Genomic DNA, 22,340 nt, shown 5'->3' with positions numbered 1-22,340 from the left:
ATCTATATTAGTAAACATCAGTATAATTTTGTTGTTGTCGCATTTGATCTATATTTTGCTGATTACGTTTCTTCACCTCATGAATAACAATACTAAGTTGCGTATCTATTCGCTCTATTTCATCTCTTAATATTTTTTCATCTTCGGTCACTTCGTTTTCGATTGAATAATGGGTTTGTAACTGATTGTCCATATCTTGAGAGGTAGACTGACCTTTAATGTTAGTGGATATATTAGGATCTATGCTGACTTCAGTCGAGATACTATTATCTGTCTTGCTCTCTACAACTTCTACCTGTGATTCTGTTATGAGCTTATCTTGCAAAGGATTGCTTTCCTTGCTTTCAGAAATTTCTTTATTCTCAGTATCTTGTGTATTTACTTCTAATTTTGCAGTATTTTCATCAATTTTAGAGTTATTTAACTGCTGAAAATCAACAATATTAGGTTCTGAGCCACTAACTCTTATGCCTTTATCATCATTTTTAACATTTTTTGATTCTAAATAGAGAATTGAAATAATTACCGCATGAAATATTATAGAAAATAATAAGGCGGCTAATAATCGAACTTTATTTTTTGATACTACCATTATGAGTAAGCTCTATTTTCTAGTAGTTACAGTTTAACTTAATTATTTTTTCAATTAAAAAATGTTATCAACTTTATTTTGCGCCTCTTAATTTATAACAAGATGAACAGAAAATGGGCAGTAGTAGAGACTTTGGTACTTCTAGCCAAGCTTAAACTTAACAGAAGCCAGTTGCCGCCCAATGTTAGACAAACAAAGATGTCGTCGTATAAAGATACTATTTGTATTTAAAAAAATAAATTCAATATGTAAATTTACTAATCAATTTGACCTCATCGTCAAAGCAAGAAGAGTTTATCAACTATTTTACCATTTGAGTCAATAGTTGGTTCTTTTTTCTTTCTGATTGCTTTATACTTTCCAAAAATCATAGGAAACTGACAGTTGTTCGACCATTATTCGAATAACCTCAATTCTAGAAAAGACTGGCAAATTATGCTGCTCCCTTATCAATACAACAAATTCTATCCAAATGGCGTCTTCAAAGGCGTCATTTTAAGTTGTCTTTGGATAGCGTTCTATAGTCATGGCGCTGAACCCTCTATGAAAGTGGAGGATTTAATCACTCAGGCAATCCAAACCTATCCTTCTATAGAGTCGGCTAAATTTGAGCAACAAGCAACGCTTGAAAATGTGAAAGCTGCAAAGCTTAATTTATTTCCCACGCCAAGTATTTCTGCCGGATATGGTGAAAATAACCTAACTTCACAAATTCGAATTCGTCAGCCTTTATGGACAGGCGGTAAGCTGACAGCAAACGTCAATCAGGCTGTTTTTAACGATAAAGCGGCGACAGAGCGTATTTATGAGCAGCAAAACCAAGTCGCAAAGAACACTATTGATGCTTGGCAAAGCTATATTCAAGCAATTGCTAAGCAAGTTGTTCATCTCAAAGGGTTGGATGAGCTTAATGAGTTTGAGCAGATGATGCAGCGCCGTGTCGGTCAGGGGGTATCAGCTCGTATAGAGCTTGATTTGGTGACTAATCGTATCTTACAAGAGCAAAACGCCTATCAAGCTGCGGTAGAACAGCAGCGAATTGCTAAAGCCAGACTAGAGCAAATTATTGGTCGAGCATTACCTCAAGGTGGTGTTCCTAATATTAAAGAGTTAGTGGAGCAAGCCAAACGCCAGTCCGCTCATTTTGAGCAGTTGGCTTTTAATCAATCCGGTTTTCATAACCCTACAGTTGTAAAAGAGCATTTTCAAATTGAGTCTGCAAAGCAAGCAGTCATTTCACAACAAGCATCAAAGTATCCTACGGTTTATGCGCAATACGAACACGGTTACTATCTTGAAGATAATGAAACCTCTGGCGGGTTTTCTATAGGGCTTAGCTATGACCCAGGAGCCGGATTTTCTAACCTTGCATTAGCTCGTGCCTCACAAGCCCAAGTAGACAGCCTCATTCAAAATCAAGAAACTGCTCGCCGCCGCGTGATAGAAGAGATTCAAATACTGTATCAACAATTCATCAGTGCTAAAAATCGAGAAACCTCATTAGTTGCTGCGACCGCAGGGGCGCAAATTGTGGTGGGCTCTTATCGCAGGCAGTTTATCGCAGGACGTAAATCATGGCTTGAGGTGTTAAATGCGGTTCGCGAACACAATGAGTATCAAATACAGCTGGCACAAACCCGTTCAGATATGCTCGGGACATTTTATAAGTTACAAGTGGAATTTGGTCTTATGAACTGGCAACAATTTGCCCATAACCGAGAGCCCGTGACACTATTTAATCCCATTGATCCTGTAAAGGCATGGCTTAGCAAGCAAACTGAAAAAAGACAGCGCCTAAACCCTAATGAGGTGCCAAAAGAGATTGAAGAGCCCATGGACACTCAGTTAGCCACAGCTATGGAAGATAGCAGGATTAATCCTATCGTTGGTCAAGATTATGAATGAACAAGTGCTCGCTATAAAGTCTGAATCAGTCGATGGTAATGAGCAATACCTAAAAATCAGCCCCATTGAGCTGACCCAAACCTTAGCTGACGCCATTAAACACCTGCTTAGTCAACAAAGCTATCCAATAGATAACATACGTCTTCAAGACGTGGTTAACCGCCATCACAACCTAGCTTTTAGTCACAATCAAAGCTCGCACAGATTAAATGATGTGATAGCCATGTTACAAGACATAGGCATAGATGACGCACCAGAAGTACTAAAGCAGCCTGATGCCGCCTTTTTACCGTTATTAGCCTATCGGGCAGACATGGGCTGGGGCGTCATTGACAGTCAAACACCTCAAGGATACTGGAGCTTTAGACAAGAACATAGCCGCGTTCACTCGCATACGGATGAACTATTCACCATTATTCGCATTCGTTTAAAAAAGAATCAACTCAAACAGCAAGCCTCCTCTTTTGCAGAACTGCTTAAAACTGATTTAAAGAACTATAAAGGCATTTTATTTGAAGCTGTAATTGCCACTTTTTTAATAAATATGCTGGCATTAGCCGTATCCTTGTTTTCAATGCAGGTCTATGATCGGGTCATTCCTACCCGCAGCGAATATACATTGATTATTTTGGCAAGTGGGGTGTTTTTAATCATTATATTTGAAGCGTTTATGAAGTTTTCGCGCTCAAGAATTATGGATAAAGTGGTCGTCGGCCTCGATCAAAACTTATCTCGGGAGGTGTTTCAGCGGCTGTTAAAAGTACGCATCGATAAGATGCCAGGCTCTGTGGGCTCGATGGCAGCTCAGCTTCGCGGGTATGAGCAGATTCGCAGCTTCTTTACCGCAAGCACGCTGTTTGGTTTGGTTGATTTGCCAATGACCCTTATTTTTATCAGCTTAATTGCGCTTATCGGCTCACCATATGTTGCGCTTGTGCCTGTTATAGCCGCCGTTATCGCCATATCGATGGGGCTAATCGCACGTAAGCGAATTGATAAAATAGCGGCTGAAGGTGCTAGCGCGTCATATTACAAAACAGGACTACTGGTAGAAGCCGTAGAGGGGGTGGAAACCATAAAAGCAGGGGCGGGCAGCTGGAAGTTTTTATCCCGTTGGCTTGATGTGATGAATGTCACGATAAAAAACGACTTGGACATGAAGCATACCAATGACAACTTAACGTACTCCACGCAAATGCTTCAGCAAATCAGCTATGTTGGTATCGTTATAGTGGGCTCGTTTGTTGTCATGAAAGGTGATATGACCATGGGCGGACTCATTGCTTGCTCAATCTTAGGTGGCAGAATATTAGCGCCTGTGATGGCGCTCCCCAATCTTTTGGTGCAACACTCTCATGCTAAAGCCGCCAAACTCAACATCGAATCGTTATTCTCATTAGAGCAAGACAACCAAGGCGTTGCCTATCCCTTATCGCCCAGTCGTATCAAGGGCTCTTACCAGTGCGACGAGTTGGTATTTAATTATCAGAACAATGACAGACCTGCCATTGATATCAAGCAGTTAACCATTCGTGCCGGAGAGCGCATTGCAATATTGGGTCCCATAGGCTCAGGAAAGTCAACTTTGCTAAAAGTCCTTGCAGGGCTTTATGCTCCTACAAAAGGGCGATTGTTGCTTGATGGGCTAGATATTCATCAAATCAGTCGCGAGACCTTGAGTGAACGCTTGGGCTATTTACAACAAGACCACCGCCTGTTTCAAGGAACATTGAGAGAAAACTTGCTCATTGGCATGGCAGCGCCGAATGATGATGTCTTACAAGACGCTTTAGTAAAAACAGGACTGATAAACTTGGTCTCAAGCCACTCCAGCGGTCTTGATTTGCCCATTAGTGAAGGGGGTCGCGGCTTATCTGGAGGTCAAAAGCAGCTGGTGGCTTTCACCCGCCTACTGCTCACCAAGCCTAACGTATTTTTACTTGATGAGCCTACAGCATCAATGGATAACCGGCAAGAACAGCGCTGTTTGCAAGTGCTGCAAAAAGAGCTTACAGACAATCAAACATTCATCATATCCACCCATAAGACCGCATTATTAGACTTGGTTGATAGGCTCATTATCATGGATAACCAACGCATTATTATCGACGGCCCAAAACAAGCCGTTCTTAATAAGCTCATGCAAAACGAACAGCAAAATCAAACGCCTCCCCAAAAAAGACCAATGAACAGCGCAACGGCCCCGTACCCATCACCGAATCAGACTCAGCTCAACCATACATGATATCGAAATAGAGAATGAATGCTCAAAAATCCATTCTATAACTACTAAAAATAATATAGAGGCTTAAGATTAGTCGACATGCAAGAGTATAGATACACACCCACAACGCTCAAGGTCAATCGCTCAAGATTGAGTATTTGGATGGCTTTGATCGGTATTGTCGTATTAATCATATGGGCGTCGGTTGCCAAAATCAATCAAGTGACCCGCGCCAAAGCTACCGTCATAGCCAGTGCGCGCACTCAAGAAATTCAGGCGTCAGAGGGCGGCGTGTTAACAGAGCTTGCAGTGGTTGAGGGGGAAGCGGTTCAGCAAGGTCAGCTACTGCTTACTTTAGAAGAAGAGCGCGCCAAAGCTGCGCTTGATAATTCGGCGGCTAAAGCTGCGGCACTCAAAACGAAATTGGCGCGATTAAACGCCGAAGTATTTGGAAGCGCCCTGACCTTCTCAAAAGACGTTCAGGGCTACCCTGAGTACATACAAAACCAAACCGCGCTTTACAACCGCCGTCGTCAAGCAATCAATGAGGAAGTGGCGTCTCTTGAGAGGATACTGGTACTGGCAAAAAAGGAGCTGAATATGAATGAGCCATTACTGGTATATGGTGATGTCAGCCAAGCCGATGTCATTAAGCTGCGCCGACAAGTTGCCGATATTGAGGCTCAGATTAACAATAAGCGCAATAAATACTTCGAAGACGCTCAAGCTGAAATGACAAAAACTCAAGAAGAGCTTGATGCTGAAATTGAGCAGCTCAGAGACCGCACTCAAGTACTAGAAGAAAAGCGGTTAATGGCACCAACAGAAGGAATAGTTAAAAACATCAATGTGACGACTATTGGCGGTGTGGTAAAGCCTGGCGAGATTATCATGCAAATACTGCCGACCAGCAGTGATTTAATCGTAGAGGCCAAGGTAAGTACGGCAGATATTGCCTATATTAAAAAAGGTCAAAAGGCAAGTGTCAAGCTGGATGCCTATGATTACTCAATCTTTGGGGCGATGAATGGGACAGTAAATTATATTAGCCCCGATACGCTCATGGAGCAAACGTCCAAAGGAGAAGAGCCGTATTACCGTGTGCTGATCGTCATTAATGATTCTGAATTTAAAGGTCGTCAAAATGAGATTGTCATTAAACCCGGAATGACGGCTTCTGTCGACATTAAGGCAAGAGAGCGGACGGTATTGTCTTATTTGACGAAGCCTATTACGAAAACGCTGTCAGAGGGGTTGGGGGAGCGTTAAGTGGTCTTTCAGTTTAATACCTTTATCAATACTAGCTATCAAAAGAATCAAAGCTAAGGCAAGTCAATGAAGCCATCAATAATAAGAAAAAAACGATATTTCAGAGTCATGACCATTCTACGGCAAGGAGGCTGTATGCAACAACAAAAGCAAGACCCTTATAAAGAGGGAGTCTAGTCTAAAATTATTGAATAAACTGCCACCAACTAACTGTAACAACGTTAAAGGAATCAGATTATCAAAGCTAAAATCAAACTTACTCTGTGGTTACTGTTCTTTCTAATTTTGCTGTTCCTCTTATTCCGGCTTGCAAGCTGCGCTGAAATCGGTACACCAGAAGAGCATCAAGCGCGCAGAATCGCTAAGTGTCAGGAGATGATTACCACAACACGCCCCATGCCAACGGCTCATCTGCCCTTGACAGAACGAGGCAAGGAGATTGATTTTAACGGTAAGTGGGAGCGTTGTCGCGCGATGGTTGAAGATAAATGGCTTCCTAATGAGCAAAGGGAAAATAATTGGCTCAATGGTAAACAGTATCACTACATTAAGCTTGGAAACCAAGTCATCAAAGGACCAGCGGATCACCTTACAACTAATGCATTTATTATTGACTACACATGGCAGCACAGTTACATCGAATACGACATTATGACTAGAAAATATTACGTAGCGCCACCTGAAGCTCGTAATGGTGTGTATTTCTTGATGCATTCAGTCAATAATTTAGCTTATCAAAGTGGAATAGCGATAACGTCTAATTATGATGAAGTCTGTGAAAAGTCAAAGACAGATCCAGATAAAGTAGGTGCATTTATCTGGAACGGCATACTATTTGGTTCACTAACTCGTATAGAGTATATAAAGGATAATCAAACTAAGTGGCAAGAAGAATGGCAACGTATTTGTCCGATAGCAGTAGAAGCGGTTACTAGTCAATTAGAGATTGTTGCAACACAACCCACAACGATGATAGAGGAATAAGAGTATGAGCGAACCTATAACGACACTAAGAGAACATGATATTCAAGCTATTGCTGCTATTGCTGCTATGGGTGTGCAGGCAGCTTCTAACCAAGTAGCGCAGCAGCTTTACAGTGGTGCAGATAAGGATAGTCTATGCTGCTGAGGCACAAAATAACCAAAACTTCATATGCTCTAATACTCTCTGCCCTGTTACTACTACTAAGTAGCTGTGACGGCAGTACACCAGAAGAGCATCAAGCGCGCAGAATCGCTAAATGTCAGGAGATGATTACCACAACACGCCCCATGCCAACGGCTCATCTGCCCTTGACAGAACGAGGCAAGGAGATTGATTTTAACGGTAAGTGGGAGCGTTGTCGCGCGATGGTTGAAGATAAATGGCTTCCTAATGAGCAAAGAGAAAATGGCTGGCTCAATGGTAAAAAATATTACTATACCAAGCTTGGAAACCAAGTCATCAAAGGACCAGCGGATCACCTTACAACTAATGCATTTATTATTGACTACACATGGCAGCACAGTTACATCGAATATGACATTATGACTAGAAAATATTACGTAGCGCCACCTGAAGCTCGTAATGGTGTGTATTTCTTGATGCATTCAGTCAATAATTTAGCTTATCAACACGCGGTATCTCGCGCACCAAATTACGATGTTGCTTGCGATAATATCGCAAATAAAGCAGTCAGTGATGTTAAAGCAACATTTATCTGGAATGGAATTTTATTTGGCGCCTTAACCCGAATAGAGCACAAAGGTGATAACCAAATTAAATGGCAAGAAGAGTGGCAACGGATTTGTCCAATTGCTGTAGAAGCCGTTGTCAGTCAATTAGAGATTGTTGCAACACAACCCACAACGATGATAAAGGAATAAGAGTATGAGCGAACCTATAACGACACTAAGAGAAGACGACATTCAAGCTATTGCTGCTATGGGTGTGCAGGCAGCTTCTAACCAAGTAGCGCAGCAGCTTTACAGTGGTGCAGATAAGGATAGTCTATGCTGCTGAGGCATACACCAAAACTTCACAAGTTCACATATAAACTATCCAAGTATAACCTATTTAAGTTAGTTATTTGACCCAGTCTCTTTGTTAACGTAAATGCAATATTCCACCATATCTTGAATCAGAATACCGTTGATAAATAACGATAATTCTATTCGATTCCTGAATGGTTTTATCACCAGTCAATGTAGATTAAAATAAAAAGTAGACATTAGTGTAAACATTTATTAATATAAATTTAATTATTTCATGCATCCGGATGTATATCCCACCTTTCTAACTAAAAAAATAATTACTATCTTCAGTGCTTATTCTAATTTTAATACCTTTATCAATACTAGCTATCAAAAGAATCAAAGCTAAGGCAACCCAATGAAGCCATCAATAATAAGAAAAAAACGATATTTCAGAGTCATGACCATTCTACGGCAAGGAGGCTGTATGCAACAACAAAAGCAAGACCCGTATAAAGAGGGAGTCTAGTCTAAAATTATTGAATAAACTGCCACCAACTAACTGTAACAACGTTAAAGGAATCAGATTATCAAAGCTAAAATCAAACTTACTCTGTGGTTACTGTTCTTTCTGATTTTGCTGTTCCTCTTATTCCGGCTTGCAAGCTGCGCTGAAATCGGTACACCAGAAGAGATCGAAGCGCGCAGAATCGCTAAATGTCAGGAGATGATCACCACAACACGCCCCATGCCAATGGCTCATCTGCCCTTGACAGAACGAGGCAAGGAGATTGAGTTTAACGGTAAGTGGGAGCGTTGCCGCGCGATGGTTGAAGATAGATGGCTTCCTAATGAACAGATAGATGCATGGAACAATACTAAAAAGTATCACTACATTAAGCTTGGAAACCAAGTCATCAAAGGACCAGCGGATCACCTTACAACTAATGCATTTATTATTGACTACACATGGCAGCACAGTTACATCGAATACGACATTATGACTAGAAAATATTACGTAGCGCCACCTGAAGCTCGTAATGGTGTGTATTTCTTGATGCATTCAGTCAATAATTTAGCTTATCAGCGAGGAATAGCGATAACGTCTAATTATGATGAAGTTTGTGAAAAGTCAAAGACAGATCCAGATAAAGTAGGTGCATTTATCTGGAATGGAATTTTATTTGGCGCCTTAACCCGAATAGAGCACAAAGGTGATAACCAAATTAAATGGCAAGAAGAATGGCAACGGATTTGTCCAATAGCAGTAGAAGCGGTTACTAGTCAATTAGAGATTGTTGCAACACAACCCACAACGATGATAGAGGAATAAGAGTATGAGCGAACGTATAACGACACTAAGAGAACATGATATTCAAGCTATTGCTGCCATGGGCGTGCAGGCTGCTCAAGGTGAGATTGGCTATTGGCAGATTTACAGTCATTTGCGTACATTGCTGGTAACAGAATATGCCATCCCTGAAAATAACCCTACTATATTATGGCTAGATGGAGCGGCTGAAGCCAATGCTGGACGGGGTATGTATTCGGCAATGATTCGCGCCTATAGTAATACCCAAGGCGAGCTGCGCTACGGTGTTAAGTTCGATGATGCCCAGATGCAAGCCGCTTCTAATCAAGTAGCGCAGCAGCTTTTAAAAGACCTATTGGGAGAGGCTGATGATGATAAGTGGTTAAGAGGTGACGTACCAGATTTAGAGCGCATTGGGGCAGCCGATGCCACGGGGGTTGGTCAAGTTTTATTTTCCCGTGACCCTGATGATACCGCAGCCCCACCTGAACCTAATAATCCTGATCCAATAGGTAAAAACGCAGCTTGGGCAGGTGCATTATTGTTTAGTCCGTTAGGCGGTGATGAAACAGGGCGTCTAATGAGTATTGGCGACAAACCGAAACAAATAGATAGTATGAACGACTGGCGTGATGTGCTCTATGCCAAAATTGCCTTTGATGCGGCATTTGTTGCTGGTCAAAACCAATTTTTGATTGAGGATTTTTTACAAAAAGCTGTTGATGCGAACATCTTAACAGCTACTAACATAGCGTTTTTCGAAGCAGACGGCAAGCCTAGCCATGCATTTTATAATGCATGGCTAGGTACGAGTAATCCTGAGCTATTAGCTGCATTCAAGATGATTGACGAGTTAGGTAAAAACGCCTTTTTAGACATGTTAATGGGTGCACAGTTGGGTGATCATATAACCGTGCCCACGACAGACGAGACATTTGCAGACAATGCTCGTGCTTATTTCGGATCTGCACTACCTTTAGATACCACCTCATTGTACGAACTTGAATTAGATGAAATTATCGCCCTTGCTAAACAGAAAGACAGTGCAGGTGAAAATACCCGTGCTGCGCTGAGCGCCTTGTCATTCGTCAGCGTAGATGTGTCAGATGCGGTAGCAGCAAAAAACAGCTTATATAGTTTGGACAATCCAGATGGCATGACTGACGTATATATCCAGCAGCGTGCAGAGATGCTCCAAAGCTATTTACAAGAGCTGCGTACCGATAATCATAGTATTCGTAAAGGATTTATAGATATTGAAGCAGGTTTTGAAATTGAAAATACCTATATTGATGCTGGTACTGGAAACAATGGTATTACACGTTATACACCACAAGTGATTTTTGGAGGTGATGGCAGTGATATTTTAGAAGTCAAAGGTAACTTTGGTAACGAACAAGACTATCTTTTCGGCGGTGCAGGTAATGACAAACTACTTGGGCTTAGAGGTAATGACTACCTAGAGGGCAATCAAGGAAATGATACATTAATCGGTGGTGATGGCGATGACATCCTACTTGGCGGCAGCGGTAATGACATATTGTATGGTGATTCTGAAAACGAAAATGATGGAGTTTTAGGATTTGGCGAAACAAAAGGCAACGACACTCTCTTTGGCGGCAGTGGCGATGACGTTTTGAAAGGTGGTCGCGGTCAAGACACACTAGACGGTGGTGCAGATAACGATATTCTATGCTGCTGAGGCATACACCAAAACTTCACAATTTCACATATAAACTATCCAAGTATAACCTATTTAAGTTAGTTATTTGACCCAGTCTCTTTGTTAACGTAAATGCAATATTCCACCATATCTTGAATCAGAATACCGTTGATAAATAACGATAATTCTATTCGATTCCTAAATGGTTTTATCACCAGTCAATGTAGATTAAAATAAAAAGTAGACATTAGTGTAAACATTTATTAATATAAATTTAATTATTTCATGCATCCGGATGTATATCCCACCTTTCTAACTAAAAAAATAATTACTATCTTCAGTGCTTATTCTAATTTTAATACCTTTATCAATACTAGCTATCAAAAGAATCAAAGCTAAGGCAAGTCAATGAAGCCATCAATAATAAGAAAAAAACGATATTTCAGAGTCATGACCATCCTACTGCTAGGACTGTCGCTACTTAGCAGCTGTGACGGCAGTACACCAGAAGAGCGCGAAGCGCGCAGAATCGCTAAGTGTCAGGAGATGATCACCACAACACGCCCCATGCCAATGGCTCATCTGCCCTTGACAGAACGAGGCAAAGAGATTGAGTTTAACGGTAAGTGGGAGCGTTGCCGCGCGATGGTTGAAGATGATTGGCTTCCTAATGAGCAAAGAGAAAATGATTGGCTCAATGGTAAAAAATATCACTACATTAAGCTTGGAAATAAAGTCATTAAGGGACCAAGTAATTATCTAAAAGTTGGCGTTGATGCGTTCACGATTGAGTACACATGGCAGCACAGTTACATCGAATATGACATTATGACTAGAAAATATTACGTAGCGCCACCTGAAGCTCGTAATGGTGTGTATTTCGGAATGCATTCAGTCAATAATTTAGCTTATCAACGAGGAATAGCGATAACGTCTAATTATGACGAAGTCTGTGAAAAGTCAAAGACAGATCCAGATAAAGCAGGTGCATTTATCTGGAATGGAATTTTATTTGGCGCCTTAACCCGAATAGAGCACAAAGGTGATAACCAAATTAAATGGCAAGAAGAATGGCAACGGATTTGTCCAATCGCTGTAGAAGCCGTTGTCAGTCAATTAGAGATTGTTGCAACACAACCCACAACGATGATAGAGGAATAAGAGTATGAGCGAACGTATAACGACACTAAGAGAACATGATATTCAAGCTATTGCTGCCATGGGCGTGCAGGCAGCTCAAGGTGAGATTGGCTATTGGCAGATTTACAGTCATTTGCGTACATTGCTCGTAACAGAATATGCCATCCCTGAAAATAACCCTACTATATTATGGCTAGATGGAGCGGCTGAAGCCAATGCTGGACGGGGTATGTATTCGGCAATGATTCGCGCCTATAGTAATACCCAAGGCGAGCTGCGCTACGGTGTTAAGTTCGATGATGCTCAAATGCAAGCCGCGTCTAATCAAGTAGCGCAGCAGCTTTTAAAAGACCTATTGGGAGAGGCTGATGATGATAAGTGGTTAAGAGGTGACGTACCAGATTTAGAGCGTATTGGATTCGCCGATGCCACGGGGGTTGGTCAAGTTTTATTTTCCCGTGACCCTGATGATACCGCAGCTCCACCACATCCTACTGATCCTGAGTTGGGCGGTAAAAACGCTGCTTGGGCAGGTGCATTATTGTTTAGTCCGTTAGGCGGTGATGAAACAGGGCGTCTAATGAGTATTGGCGAAGAGCGGAAACAAATAGATAGTATGAACGACTGGCGTGATGTGCTCTATGCCAAAATTGCCTTTGATGCGGCATTTAAAGCAGGAGCAGCTGAATTTACAAAAAATCTACTTCTATCTGAAATTGAGCCAACGGGAAATGCTTCAAAGCAATTAATCACAGATGCTGTAATTCTTGGACAAACAAATATTGCGTTCCTTGCTTCGGGTGAATTAAATGATGCATTTTATAATGCATGGCTAGGTACGAGTAATCCTGAGCTATTAGCTGCATTCAAGATGATTGACGAGTTAGGTAAAAACGCCTTTTTAGACATGTTAATGGGTGCACAGTTGGGGGATCATATAACCGTGCCCACGACAGACGAGACATTTGCAGACAATGCTCGTGCTTATTTCGGATCTGCACTACCTTTAGATACCACCTCATTGTACGAACTTGAATTAGATGAAATTATCGCCCTTGCTAAGCGGAAAGACAGTGCAGGTGAAAATACCCGTGCTGCGCTGAGCGCCTTGTCATTCGTCAGCGTAGATGTGTCAGATACGGTAGCAGCAAAAAACAGCTTATATAGTTTGGACAATCCAGATGGCATGACAGACGTATATATTGAGAAAAGAGCACAAATGCTGGAGGCTTTATTTAGCTCTAAGCAGGCGCAACTTGATGGAGCTAGACCAGCATTCCTAGATTTGGACAGTGGTATTGCTTTAAATGCTGGTGGATTGGCTCAAAATGCAATTATTTTTGGTTCAGATGAAGACAATTCTGATTTAGATGTATTACGTAGCAATAGTGGGCTAGGAGATGATTACATTTTTGGTGGCGGAGGCGATGACACAATCCGTACAGGCAAAGGTAATGACTACCTAGAGGGCAATCAAGGAAATGATACATTAATCGGTGGTGATGGCGATGACATCCTACTTGGCGGCAGCGGTAATGACATATTGTATGGTGATTCTGAAAACGAAAATGATGGAGTTTTAGGATTTGGCGAAACAAAAGGCAACGACACTCTCTTTGGCGGCAGTGGCGATGACGTTTTGAAAGGTGGTCGTGGTCATGACACACTAGACGGTGGTGCAGATAACGATATTCTAGATGGCGGTTCAGGTAACGATACACTTATCGGTGGCAGTGATAATGATACCTTAATTCGTACTATGGGTAATGACATTTTGCAAGGTGATGAGGGCTTTGACACCTATGATATTCAATTTGACCCTACAGACGGTAACAAAAGCTACGGCTTTAACACTATCTATGATTCAGACGGCGCAGGCGTCATAAAAATGTCAGGTAAAATCGTAGATGCGTCTCAAATGATGAGTGAGGATCTTTACAAAAGCTCAGGAGGCGACTTCTATATCCAACGACTCAGCAATGCCAATACAGCGACTGAAGGTACTTATGACCTAAAAATTTGGGAAATAAATGGGGTTGGAGGCTCGGTAACGGTTAAGGACTGGAAGGATGGTGACCTAGGTATTGAGCTTGATCAAGCAGATGGTAGACCGCTTGTCAATATTGTCGACTATGCGCCAGTGCTAACTACAGGAAAAACAGATGGCACTGTCATTATGGATATGCCTAATCTGATACATTCGTCAACACAGATTAATTACGAAGGGTCAGGACAACTCATCATCAAAGGTGGCAAAAAAGGTGATTTCATTACGTTTAGAGATCAGAACATTCAGATTAAAGTAGAAGCAGGTAGCGGTGCTGATACCATTATTGGAGGTAATAAAGATGATAATATTTGGGTAGATAACGCTCCTTTAGCGTCTTGGAGCTTACCAGAGCCTTATGACGGTTACACAAACATACCTCCAGCGAACCTTAAGCTGGTCAACTCATTAGCACATGATAGTAACAATAAAATATTAGGTAATTGGTCTAACTTTGTCGATGCCGGTGCCGGTAATGATAGCGTATATGGCTTTTATGGAAATGACTATATATCTGGCGGTGACGGGGATGATCGTATTACTGGAGGCGGCAATGTTGATGAGCTTTCTGGCGGCGCGGGAAATGATTTAATCCATGGCGATGGAATTGTGGTCAAAACTTTTCTCCCTGAGTATCAACGCGAGAGTTATGCTCATGATATGTATAGAGACTTCCAAAGTAGAGAAGCCTACGAAAATGCACATTCTGAATTGGATAAGGCTTTACTCAACGATCACACCTATAGCTATAATCAGATGTTCGCGAATGGTAGCTTGATAGCCAGTAGTCGATATAACACAGAGTATCTAGCAACTAATTTAGCTTATCATGCTGATGATATGATTTCTGGCGGCGCGGGAAATGATATTCTTATTGGAGAAGGTGGGTCAGATGAAATATATGGTGGCGCAGATAACGATTTAATATTAGGCGATAATATCAATATTAGCAGTGAGATATATCAAAATGGTTATGGAGCCAGTGTCGATATTACAGCGTTCCTTGAATATTATAGCTCTCAAGAATATACAGATTTAATGCATGAGTGGCGTGCCTCATATAGTGGCGAAGACCGCTTATATGGCGGAGACGGTGATGATAGGATATTTGGCGGCAGTAAGACGGATTATATAGAAGGTAATGACGGCAACGATGTAATTTACGCGGACAGTGATTTATACACCCAGCATGAAGACATAGCATCAGTCAAAGATGCATTTAAGAATATGATTAACCCAACAACTAATTATATTTATAACTATCGTGAATTTAATGAAAATATCTTATATATCAATCCTTTAACCATATTTGGAAATGATACTGTTTTAGGTGGTGCTGGCAACGATGTAATCTATGGCGAAGGTGGCGACGACTTCATCGACGGTGGGGCGGATAACGATATATTACATGGTGATATAGACTTCTTTATCCATGATTCAGCAGATGCGCCTAAACATGGTAATGATAAGATATTAGGTGGTACTGGTGAAGATTACATCTACGGAGGAGGAGGGAATGACTCAATAGATGGTGGAGAGGGCAATGATATCATCTCGGGCGATTATGATGAAACTATAATATCGGGACAGTTCCATGGAGATGACAATATTGAAGCCGGAAAAGGAAACGATAAAGTATGGGGACAAGGCGGCAATGATGTTATCAACGGTGGCAGTGGCGATGACATTTTAGTTGGCGACGCTATAGAAGCAGAAGTAAGTGGACAATGGCACGGGGTAGATGTCATTGATGGCGGTGAAGGAGAGGATAGTATATATGGAATGGGTGGTGCTGATACTCTAAACGGTGGTAATGACAACGACTATATTCGTGGTGATGGGGCTGAAAGTGATATATCAGGTCAATGGCACGGCGATGATATAATTAATGGCGGCAATGGCAATGATAGGATAAGTGGGGACGGTGGCCGAGATAATATCGATGGCGGAGATGGTGACGATATCATCTCAGGAGACGCTGATGATATTAATGGTCAATACCATAATGATGATACGATAAAGGGTGGCAAGGGCAACGACTATCTTTGGGGAGATGGTGGCTCTGATACTATATTTGGCGGAGACGGTGATGACTATATAGAAGGGGATTCACAGACATTGGATCTTGCCTTCCATGGCAATGACATTATCGATGCCGGTAGCGGTAACGATACGGTTTACGGTGGTGGAGGTAATGACAACATTTTAGGCGGCACAGGTGCAGACAATCTTTACGGAGATGATGCAGACTATAACAATCCAATTGGTCGCGAGTCTGGCGATGACATTATTAGAGGTGGTCAAGGCGCTGACGTTATCTATGGTGGTTCAGGAGATGATAAGCTATATGGTGATGAGGGTGATGACTTTCTAATAGCAGGTCAAGGTGAAGACTATCTTTACGGCGGAGAAGGTGATGATACTTATTACTTTGATCTTGCCACCCTTCAGGATGGTAAAACTAATTATATTATTGACACGGATAGAAAAGGTCAAATTCTATTAGGAAATGATAATTTATTAGATAATGACTGGAAAATATTATCTATAAGAGACAATGATGATAAATCAGATATCATAGTCAAGTGGCAAGATGGTCTTGGCAACTATATGGAATACAATGGAAACAACATCATCATCACTAGTGATAACTTTACCTCAAAGATAGTCGCTGAAGGCTATAACGTAGAAAGAAGGGCAGGCGGTCAGTTTATAGTAGATTCTGATAAGAACTCAGACGAGCCATTTTCTCATATGCTAACTGAGCAAACGATGTTTAATCTCAGTGGCAACACAATATTGCTGAATTCTCTTCTTCCAAACTTGCAAAAAGACCAAGATGGTAATTTTGAATCAGAATATCAAGTAGCGTATTACGATCCGCTAGTGTTAGATCTCAATAAAGATGGGGTAATCGGTACCGTTGCTGAAAATGATAAACAAGGCGTCATGTTTGATAACGATGGTGATGGAATCAAAACCGCTACAGGTTGGTTATCGGGTGAAGATGGGTTTTTAGTTAGAGATATCAATAATGATGGCATGATTAATAGTGGCAAAGAAATGTTCGGGGATCAGACTGTATTAACTAACGGAACGATCGCTAAGCATGGTTTTGCAGCACTGGCAGATTTAGATACTAACTCTGATGGTGTGATCAATAAGGATGATGCCAGTTTTAGTGAATTAAGAGTTTGGCAAGATACCAATATTGATGGCGTCACTTCTCAGGATGAGCTTAAAACTCTTGAGCAAATAGGGGTAACCGAATTAAATCTAAGCTTTGACTCAACCAACGAGATAGAAACAAGTGGAGGCACTATAAAGGAACAAGGAAGTTATATAGATAACGAGGGCAATATCTTATTGATGGCAGATATTAATTTTGACCAAGATTTGATTCATAGTAATTTTATATCAACCTCTGACAAGAAAAATAGCGGTCTAAATATTTCTGGATTTGGACGCTTAGATGATCTAGCAAATGCCAGTAAGAGTGTCGATAGTCTATTGACATTAACTAAATATTTAGAAGAAAATCAGGATATCGAAAATATTTTCAATCATTCCGATGAGTTATTGGAGCTATGGGCGGGTACGGACAGTAAAAATACCGGCAGTGAAATCGCTATCATTAATAAAGAAAATATTAAATGGACACAAAACGAAAATGCTGAGCATATAATTAGAATAACTCCAAGTCAAGGTTTGCCTGAATATATCAATGAGTCAAATCACACTACTGACTATAGTTATTTGAATCAAGACGATAAGCAGATCGTGAAGCTAATTGATGCGATTACGGGCATCAATCCAACGGATTATATTAATCAAGCAACCTCTAATCAGACCACGGAATTTCTCAAAGTTTATCAAGATATTAAGTCTAGTGTAGAATCTGATATTATAAACCAGACCATACTTAAACCGTACTTTGACAGTATTGAAATCTACCAATTTAACCATTTAACCTTTTCTAATTTTCAAAAGTTAGAAACTTTACTTAATACCAACTATCTAGCGGACGCAGATAAAACCAGTATTCACTTACTTAACTTGTTGGGTATCAATACTAGTGATTTCGCAGAGCATAACTTTGGTGAAGGTTATTTAACTTTAGCTAGCTGGTATAACACTAATTATGCCACCATAAATCGATATATTGCTGAACACGGAGAGATTGTAAAATCTAAGTTTATTGATGACTCAATAACAGAATTTGAGATATACAATAATGAGAATACCATTTATTTATCCGGTACTAATGATAAAAAAGTGACAGGCACTGATGCTGACGAGGTATTTGTCAGTGGCTTAGGTAATGATATTCTTATTGGCAAAGCTGGAAATAATACTTATATTTTCAGCTCAGATACTAAATCAGATACAGTTGAATTGGACTATAGCTCTGTTGGTGCAGATAAGTTTATTTTTGAAGATATACCTATTCAGTTCGTACAGTTTTTTAGTCAAGCTAAAAATCTTGTTATAGCATTTAACGATCAAACCGTCACGATTACTAACGCATTATTTTCAGGCTCTGAGCGTGACCTGACTTTTGTTTTTGATGAACAAGTACTAAGCCTTGAAGCCTTGATGAAATATACTATTACGCCACTTGAAGTAAACGATAGCAATTATTTTGGTGGTTGGGAGGGCGAAGACACTTTAATAGGAAATGATAGCGACAATCAGCTACATACTTATGAGTCAAACGACATACTAGACGGCAAAGCTGGCGCCGATAAATTGTTTGGACACACAGGTTATGACACCTATATCTTCGATTCTAACTCTGGACACGATGAAATTATTGAAGATTGGTCCCAAGAAGAGGGATCATACTTACAATTTAATTTTGAGAAATCGTTACTCAAAGAAACCTATTATCAAGATGGAGATTTGTATATCCTATATGGCGAAGATAACCAGCTAATACTTCGAAAGGTAGGTAGTAATGATTTAAAAAATATTGATATCAGTTTTTCTGGTGGTGCAAAAATTAGTATTACTGACATTTTAACAGACGCCTATATTATAGGTTCTGATAAATCTGAGCAGATTGAAGATATCTATGTCACTTCAAATCATCATATTTACGGCTTAGCGGGCAATGATGTTTTGCAAGGTAATTTCAATAAGTCAAATTATATAGATGGTGAATCAGGCGATGATATCATCAATGGCGGTAGTGCAAATGATTCTATCATTGCAGGTGAAGGTGATGACACTATGTTTGGTCACCAAGGTGATGATGAACTCCGAGGTGGTCAAGGACGAGACTGGCTTGAGGGAGGAGAAGGTGTGGATACCCTAATTGGAGGCGAAGGCGATGATAGTTACTTTGCTGACAATCAGGATATTATCATCGAGAGACCTGACGAAGGGTATGATCGTATATTTATAGACGCTTCTTTTGATTTGTCTGGTACTAATATTGAAGAATTACATTTGAGGGGTACGGATAATCTCGATGGTATAGGCAGTGAGCTAGATAACAAAATATATGGCAACTCGGGAAATAATTATCTAGATGGTAAACAAGGTGCTGACCTTTTATCAGGAGGGGCGGGAGATGATTATTATGTTGTCGATCAATACGACACAACTGTCACTAATGATGATGGTTCTGTTGACTTTATAGCAGGTGACAAAGTTATAGAGGGTGAACAGGATGGTATTGATACTGTAGAGCAATGGGTAGATCACCATTACTATCAAATAAACGATCAAGGTGTATGGCAGGACACGGGTAAATACCATATCTTACAACGAAATGTCGAAAACCTCATTTTAAAAGGCGATGCTAAAACGGCGTTCGGTAATGAGCTAGATAATACGATTATCCTGAATAGTAAAGATAACTTCGTGAGCGGTCAGACGGGTAATGATATTATTATTTATAAAAAAGGTGGTGGTAGAGATACAATTAGTGCCACTGATGATATATCTTCACAAGATACTCTTGTCATAGAAGGATATGACTTTTCTGAAGCTATATTCATGCGTGTCGATAACACTTTAAGCCCACATGATATGCTAGTGATTCGTTTGAATGGTAGCGGTGACAGTATCACATTCTTCGATTACTTTACTCCTCAAGCTTCAGCTGATAAGTTTGATTTTTCAACTGATCAAAATTTTCTCTTAAATAATATAAATGATGCTAGCAGTATTTTAATCGACAATAAAATTGATCACATCATCTTTGAAAACAATGGTCAGCAAGTCACTCTCACCCAGCAGGATATCGATAACGCTGTTATCGATCGAGCAGACAATCATGCCCCCATCGTTAATAAATACCCACGTGGGATTACGATTAATGACGATGAAGTTTTAAGCGTTCAGTTTGATGCAGACACCATCGTTGATCAAGACATTTGGGACACTCATCTAAGCTATCGTTTAACCCTAGCGAGTCAAAATGCTGACGGCAGTTATCAAGAGCTTCCTGACTGGCTACATTTTGATTCAGTAACACGCACCCTATCAGGGACGCCAACCGCTGATCATATTGGCAGTTATCAATTCATCCTGTGGGCAGGGGATCTTTTTGATCACAGCGCCGGTACCTATCTAGATCTTACCGTCAACTCAAGTCAGCCAAGTGATACGCCTATCGATACCACCCCGACCAATGTCGTCGAGGGCACCGACAGCAGCGAGCAGCTTTTAGGCTCTAATGGCAATGATCTTATCAATGGTTATCTAGGTGACGATCAGCTCTTTGGTTTTGCAGGTCATGACACCTTAAACGGCGGCGCGGGCAATGACTATCTAGCAGGCGGTAATGGCTCAGGTACCAATTCAGGACATGATATTCTTAATGGCGGCGCTGGTGACGATACCTTATATGGCGAAGACGGTAACGACCTATTAATTGGCGGTGCTGGTAATGACAGTTATATCTATAAGGCCAATCACGGCATTGATATTATCGATAATAGCGGCGGTGGTACTGACGTTATCTTCTTCCAGCAAATTGATAAGACGCAATTAACGTACCATAAAGAAGGACAGGATCTTATTATCTTAGTCGACGGTGACTTAAACCAGCAAGTTAAAGTCAAAGACCACTTTCTTAGCAGCGATCTAGCTATTGACTATATTGTGCCAAGCGATGGTATGATGATATCTGCTCAGAAAATTGCCACTCAACTCACCGCACTACCAGCATCTGATAACGGTGATACAGGCGGTGGTAGCACCCAGACGCCAGAAAATCCTGAAACACCCACTGAGCCAACTGCCCCTAGTAATGATGATTTATCAGGTGATAATACCATTACCGACACAATGGGCAATGACCAGCTCAGAGGCGGTAGAGGTAACGATACTTATATTTATACCGCTGGTAAAGACACTATTATTGATACGCATGGAATAGATACGCTCATATTTAGCAATGGCATCACTTTTAATCAAGTGGGATCAGGACTGATAAGTTCAGGTAACGATCTCATCTTACGAGTTAACGGTGATGCTAACAATCAAGTGACTATTAAAGATTACTTTAGTAATGGCGATAGCATTATTGAGACCATCCGCTTTGAAACTGGCGGCAGCATTTCTTATGAGCAAATCTTTGGACTTTTTGGCAAAGCCATTCCGCAGGCAACCCCCATTGAAAATACGACGACAACGCCACCTATAAGCAATGAAGCCAGTAGTGGCATGGATGATCTTTTAGGAACGGCTGGTGCTGATTATCTTCAAGGTCTTGCAGGAAACGATAGACTACAAGGCTTAGCAGGAAATGATCAGTTAGATGGCGGATTAGGTAACGACATTCTCATCGGTGGTACTGGCAATGACTTATTAATAGGCGGTAAGGGCGATGATCTGTATTACTTTGAAGCAGGCTTTGGTCAAGATGTTATAAATAATACAGGTGGTGGTATTGATAACATCTATTTTGACGGTCTAAGCTTTAGTCAAATAGCCAGTGGATTGGTACGTAATAATGATGATTTAATCCTAAAAGTAAGTCAAACGACGGATCAATTGACGATTAAGGACTTCTTTATGGGCGGTGAAGCTGCGGTAGGCAATATTAGCTTTGCGTCAGGTGGCAGCATCAGTGCCGATCAAATCTTTAATGCTTATGGCATTAGCAATCCAAATCCTATCAATCAGCCCAGCTCCCAATACCAAACGACGCTCGGCACGATGTTAGATATGATGAATCAGTTTGATACTCATTACTCAAATGGCAGCCCTGAGGTGATATAA

At 40.9% G+C, this 22,340-nt stretch carries 12 protein-coding genes; 11 read left to right on the top strand and 1 reads right to left on the bottom strand.

What is annotated here, in order from left to right:
- Positions 1-7 precede the first annotated feature (7 nt).
- Complete coding sequence (locus tag ACZ5XY_RS11190; protein WP_464741690.1) at positions 8-592, bottom strand: hypothetical protein; 585 nt, start codon at positions 590-592, stop codon at positions 8-10.
- Between the two features lie 384 nt (positions 593-976).
- Here ACZ5XY_RS11190 and ACZ5XY_RS11185 point away from each other — a divergent pair, with 384 nt between their 5' ends.
- From ACZ5XY_RS11185 to ACZ5XY_RS11135, 11 genes are all read left to right on the top strand, one after another.
- Positions 977-2,497 (top strand): TolC family protein, encoded by a 1,521-nt coding sequence (locus ACZ5XY_RS11185; RefSeq protein WP_464741688.1) that lies wholly within the window; start codon positions 977-979, stop codon positions 2,495-2,497.
- On the top strand, positions 2,490-4,742 hold the full coding sequence (locus tag ACZ5XY_RS11180) for a type I secretion system permease/ATPase (protein WP_464741686.1): 2,253 nt from the start codon (positions 2,490-2,492) through the stop codon (positions 4,740-4,742). Before ACZ5XY_RS11185 ends, ACZ5XY_RS11180 begins: the two co-directional genes overlap by 8 nt.
- Before the next feature lie 78 nt (positions 4,743-4,820).
- A complete protein-coding gene (locus tag ACZ5XY_RS11175) occupies positions 4,821-5,990 on the top strand; it encodes a secretion protein (protein ID WP_464741684.1) in 1,170 nt (389 codons plus the stop codon).
- A 375-nt stretch (positions 5,991-6,365) separates the two neighbouring features.
- Positions 6,366-6,974, top strand: coding sequence for a hypothetical protein (locus ACZ5XY_RS11170; RefSeq protein ID WP_464741682.1), 609 nt, complete (start codon positions 6,366-6,368; stop codon positions 6,972-6,974).
- Between the two features lie 4 nt (positions 6,975-6,978).
- Entirely contained in the window at positions 6,979-7,119 is a 141-nt protein-coding gene (locus ACZ5XY_RS11165; protein ID WP_464741680.1) for a hypothetical protein, read from the top strand.
- 122 nt (positions 7,120-7,241) lie between these two features.
- Complete coding sequence (locus ACZ5XY_RS11160) at positions 7,242-7,856, top strand: hypothetical protein (protein ID WP_464741678.1); 615 nt, start codon at positions 7,242-7,244, stop codon at positions 7,854-7,856.
- A gap of 4 nt (positions 7,857-7,860) precedes the next feature.
- A complete protein-coding gene (locus tag ACZ5XY_RS11155) occupies positions 7,861-7,992 on the top strand; it encodes a hypothetical protein (RefSeq protein ID WP_464740211.1) in 132 nt (43 codons plus the stop codon).
- Between the two features lie 678 nt (positions 7,993-8,670).
- On the top strand, positions 8,671-9,276 hold the full coding sequence (locus ACZ5XY_RS11150; RefSeq protein ID WP_464741676.1) for a hypothetical protein: 606 nt from the start codon (positions 8,671-8,673) through the stop codon (positions 9,274-9,276).
- A 4-nt stretch (positions 9,277-9,280) separates the two neighbouring features.
- Positions 9,281-10,957: a calcium-binding protein gene (locus tag ACZ5XY_RS11145; RefSeq protein WP_464741674.1), complete on the top strand. Its 1,677-nt coding sequence runs from the start codon at positions 9,281-9,283 to the stop codon at positions 10,955-10,957.
- Positions 10,958-11,326: 369 nt separating this feature from the next.
- Complete coding sequence (locus ACZ5XY_RS11140; RefSeq protein WP_464741672.1) at positions 11,327-12,079, top strand: hypothetical protein; 753 nt, start codon at positions 11,327-11,329, stop codon at positions 12,077-12,079.
- Between the two features lie 4 nt (positions 12,080-12,083).
- Entirely contained in the window at positions 12,084-22,340 is a 10,257-nt protein-coding gene (locus tag ACZ5XY_RS11135) for a calcium-binding protein (RefSeq protein ID WP_464741670.1), read from the top strand.

The organism is Psychrobacter sp. GTC18467 (assembly GCF_055397455.1).
This window is presented reverse-complemented; position numbering and strand designations above follow the sequence as displayed.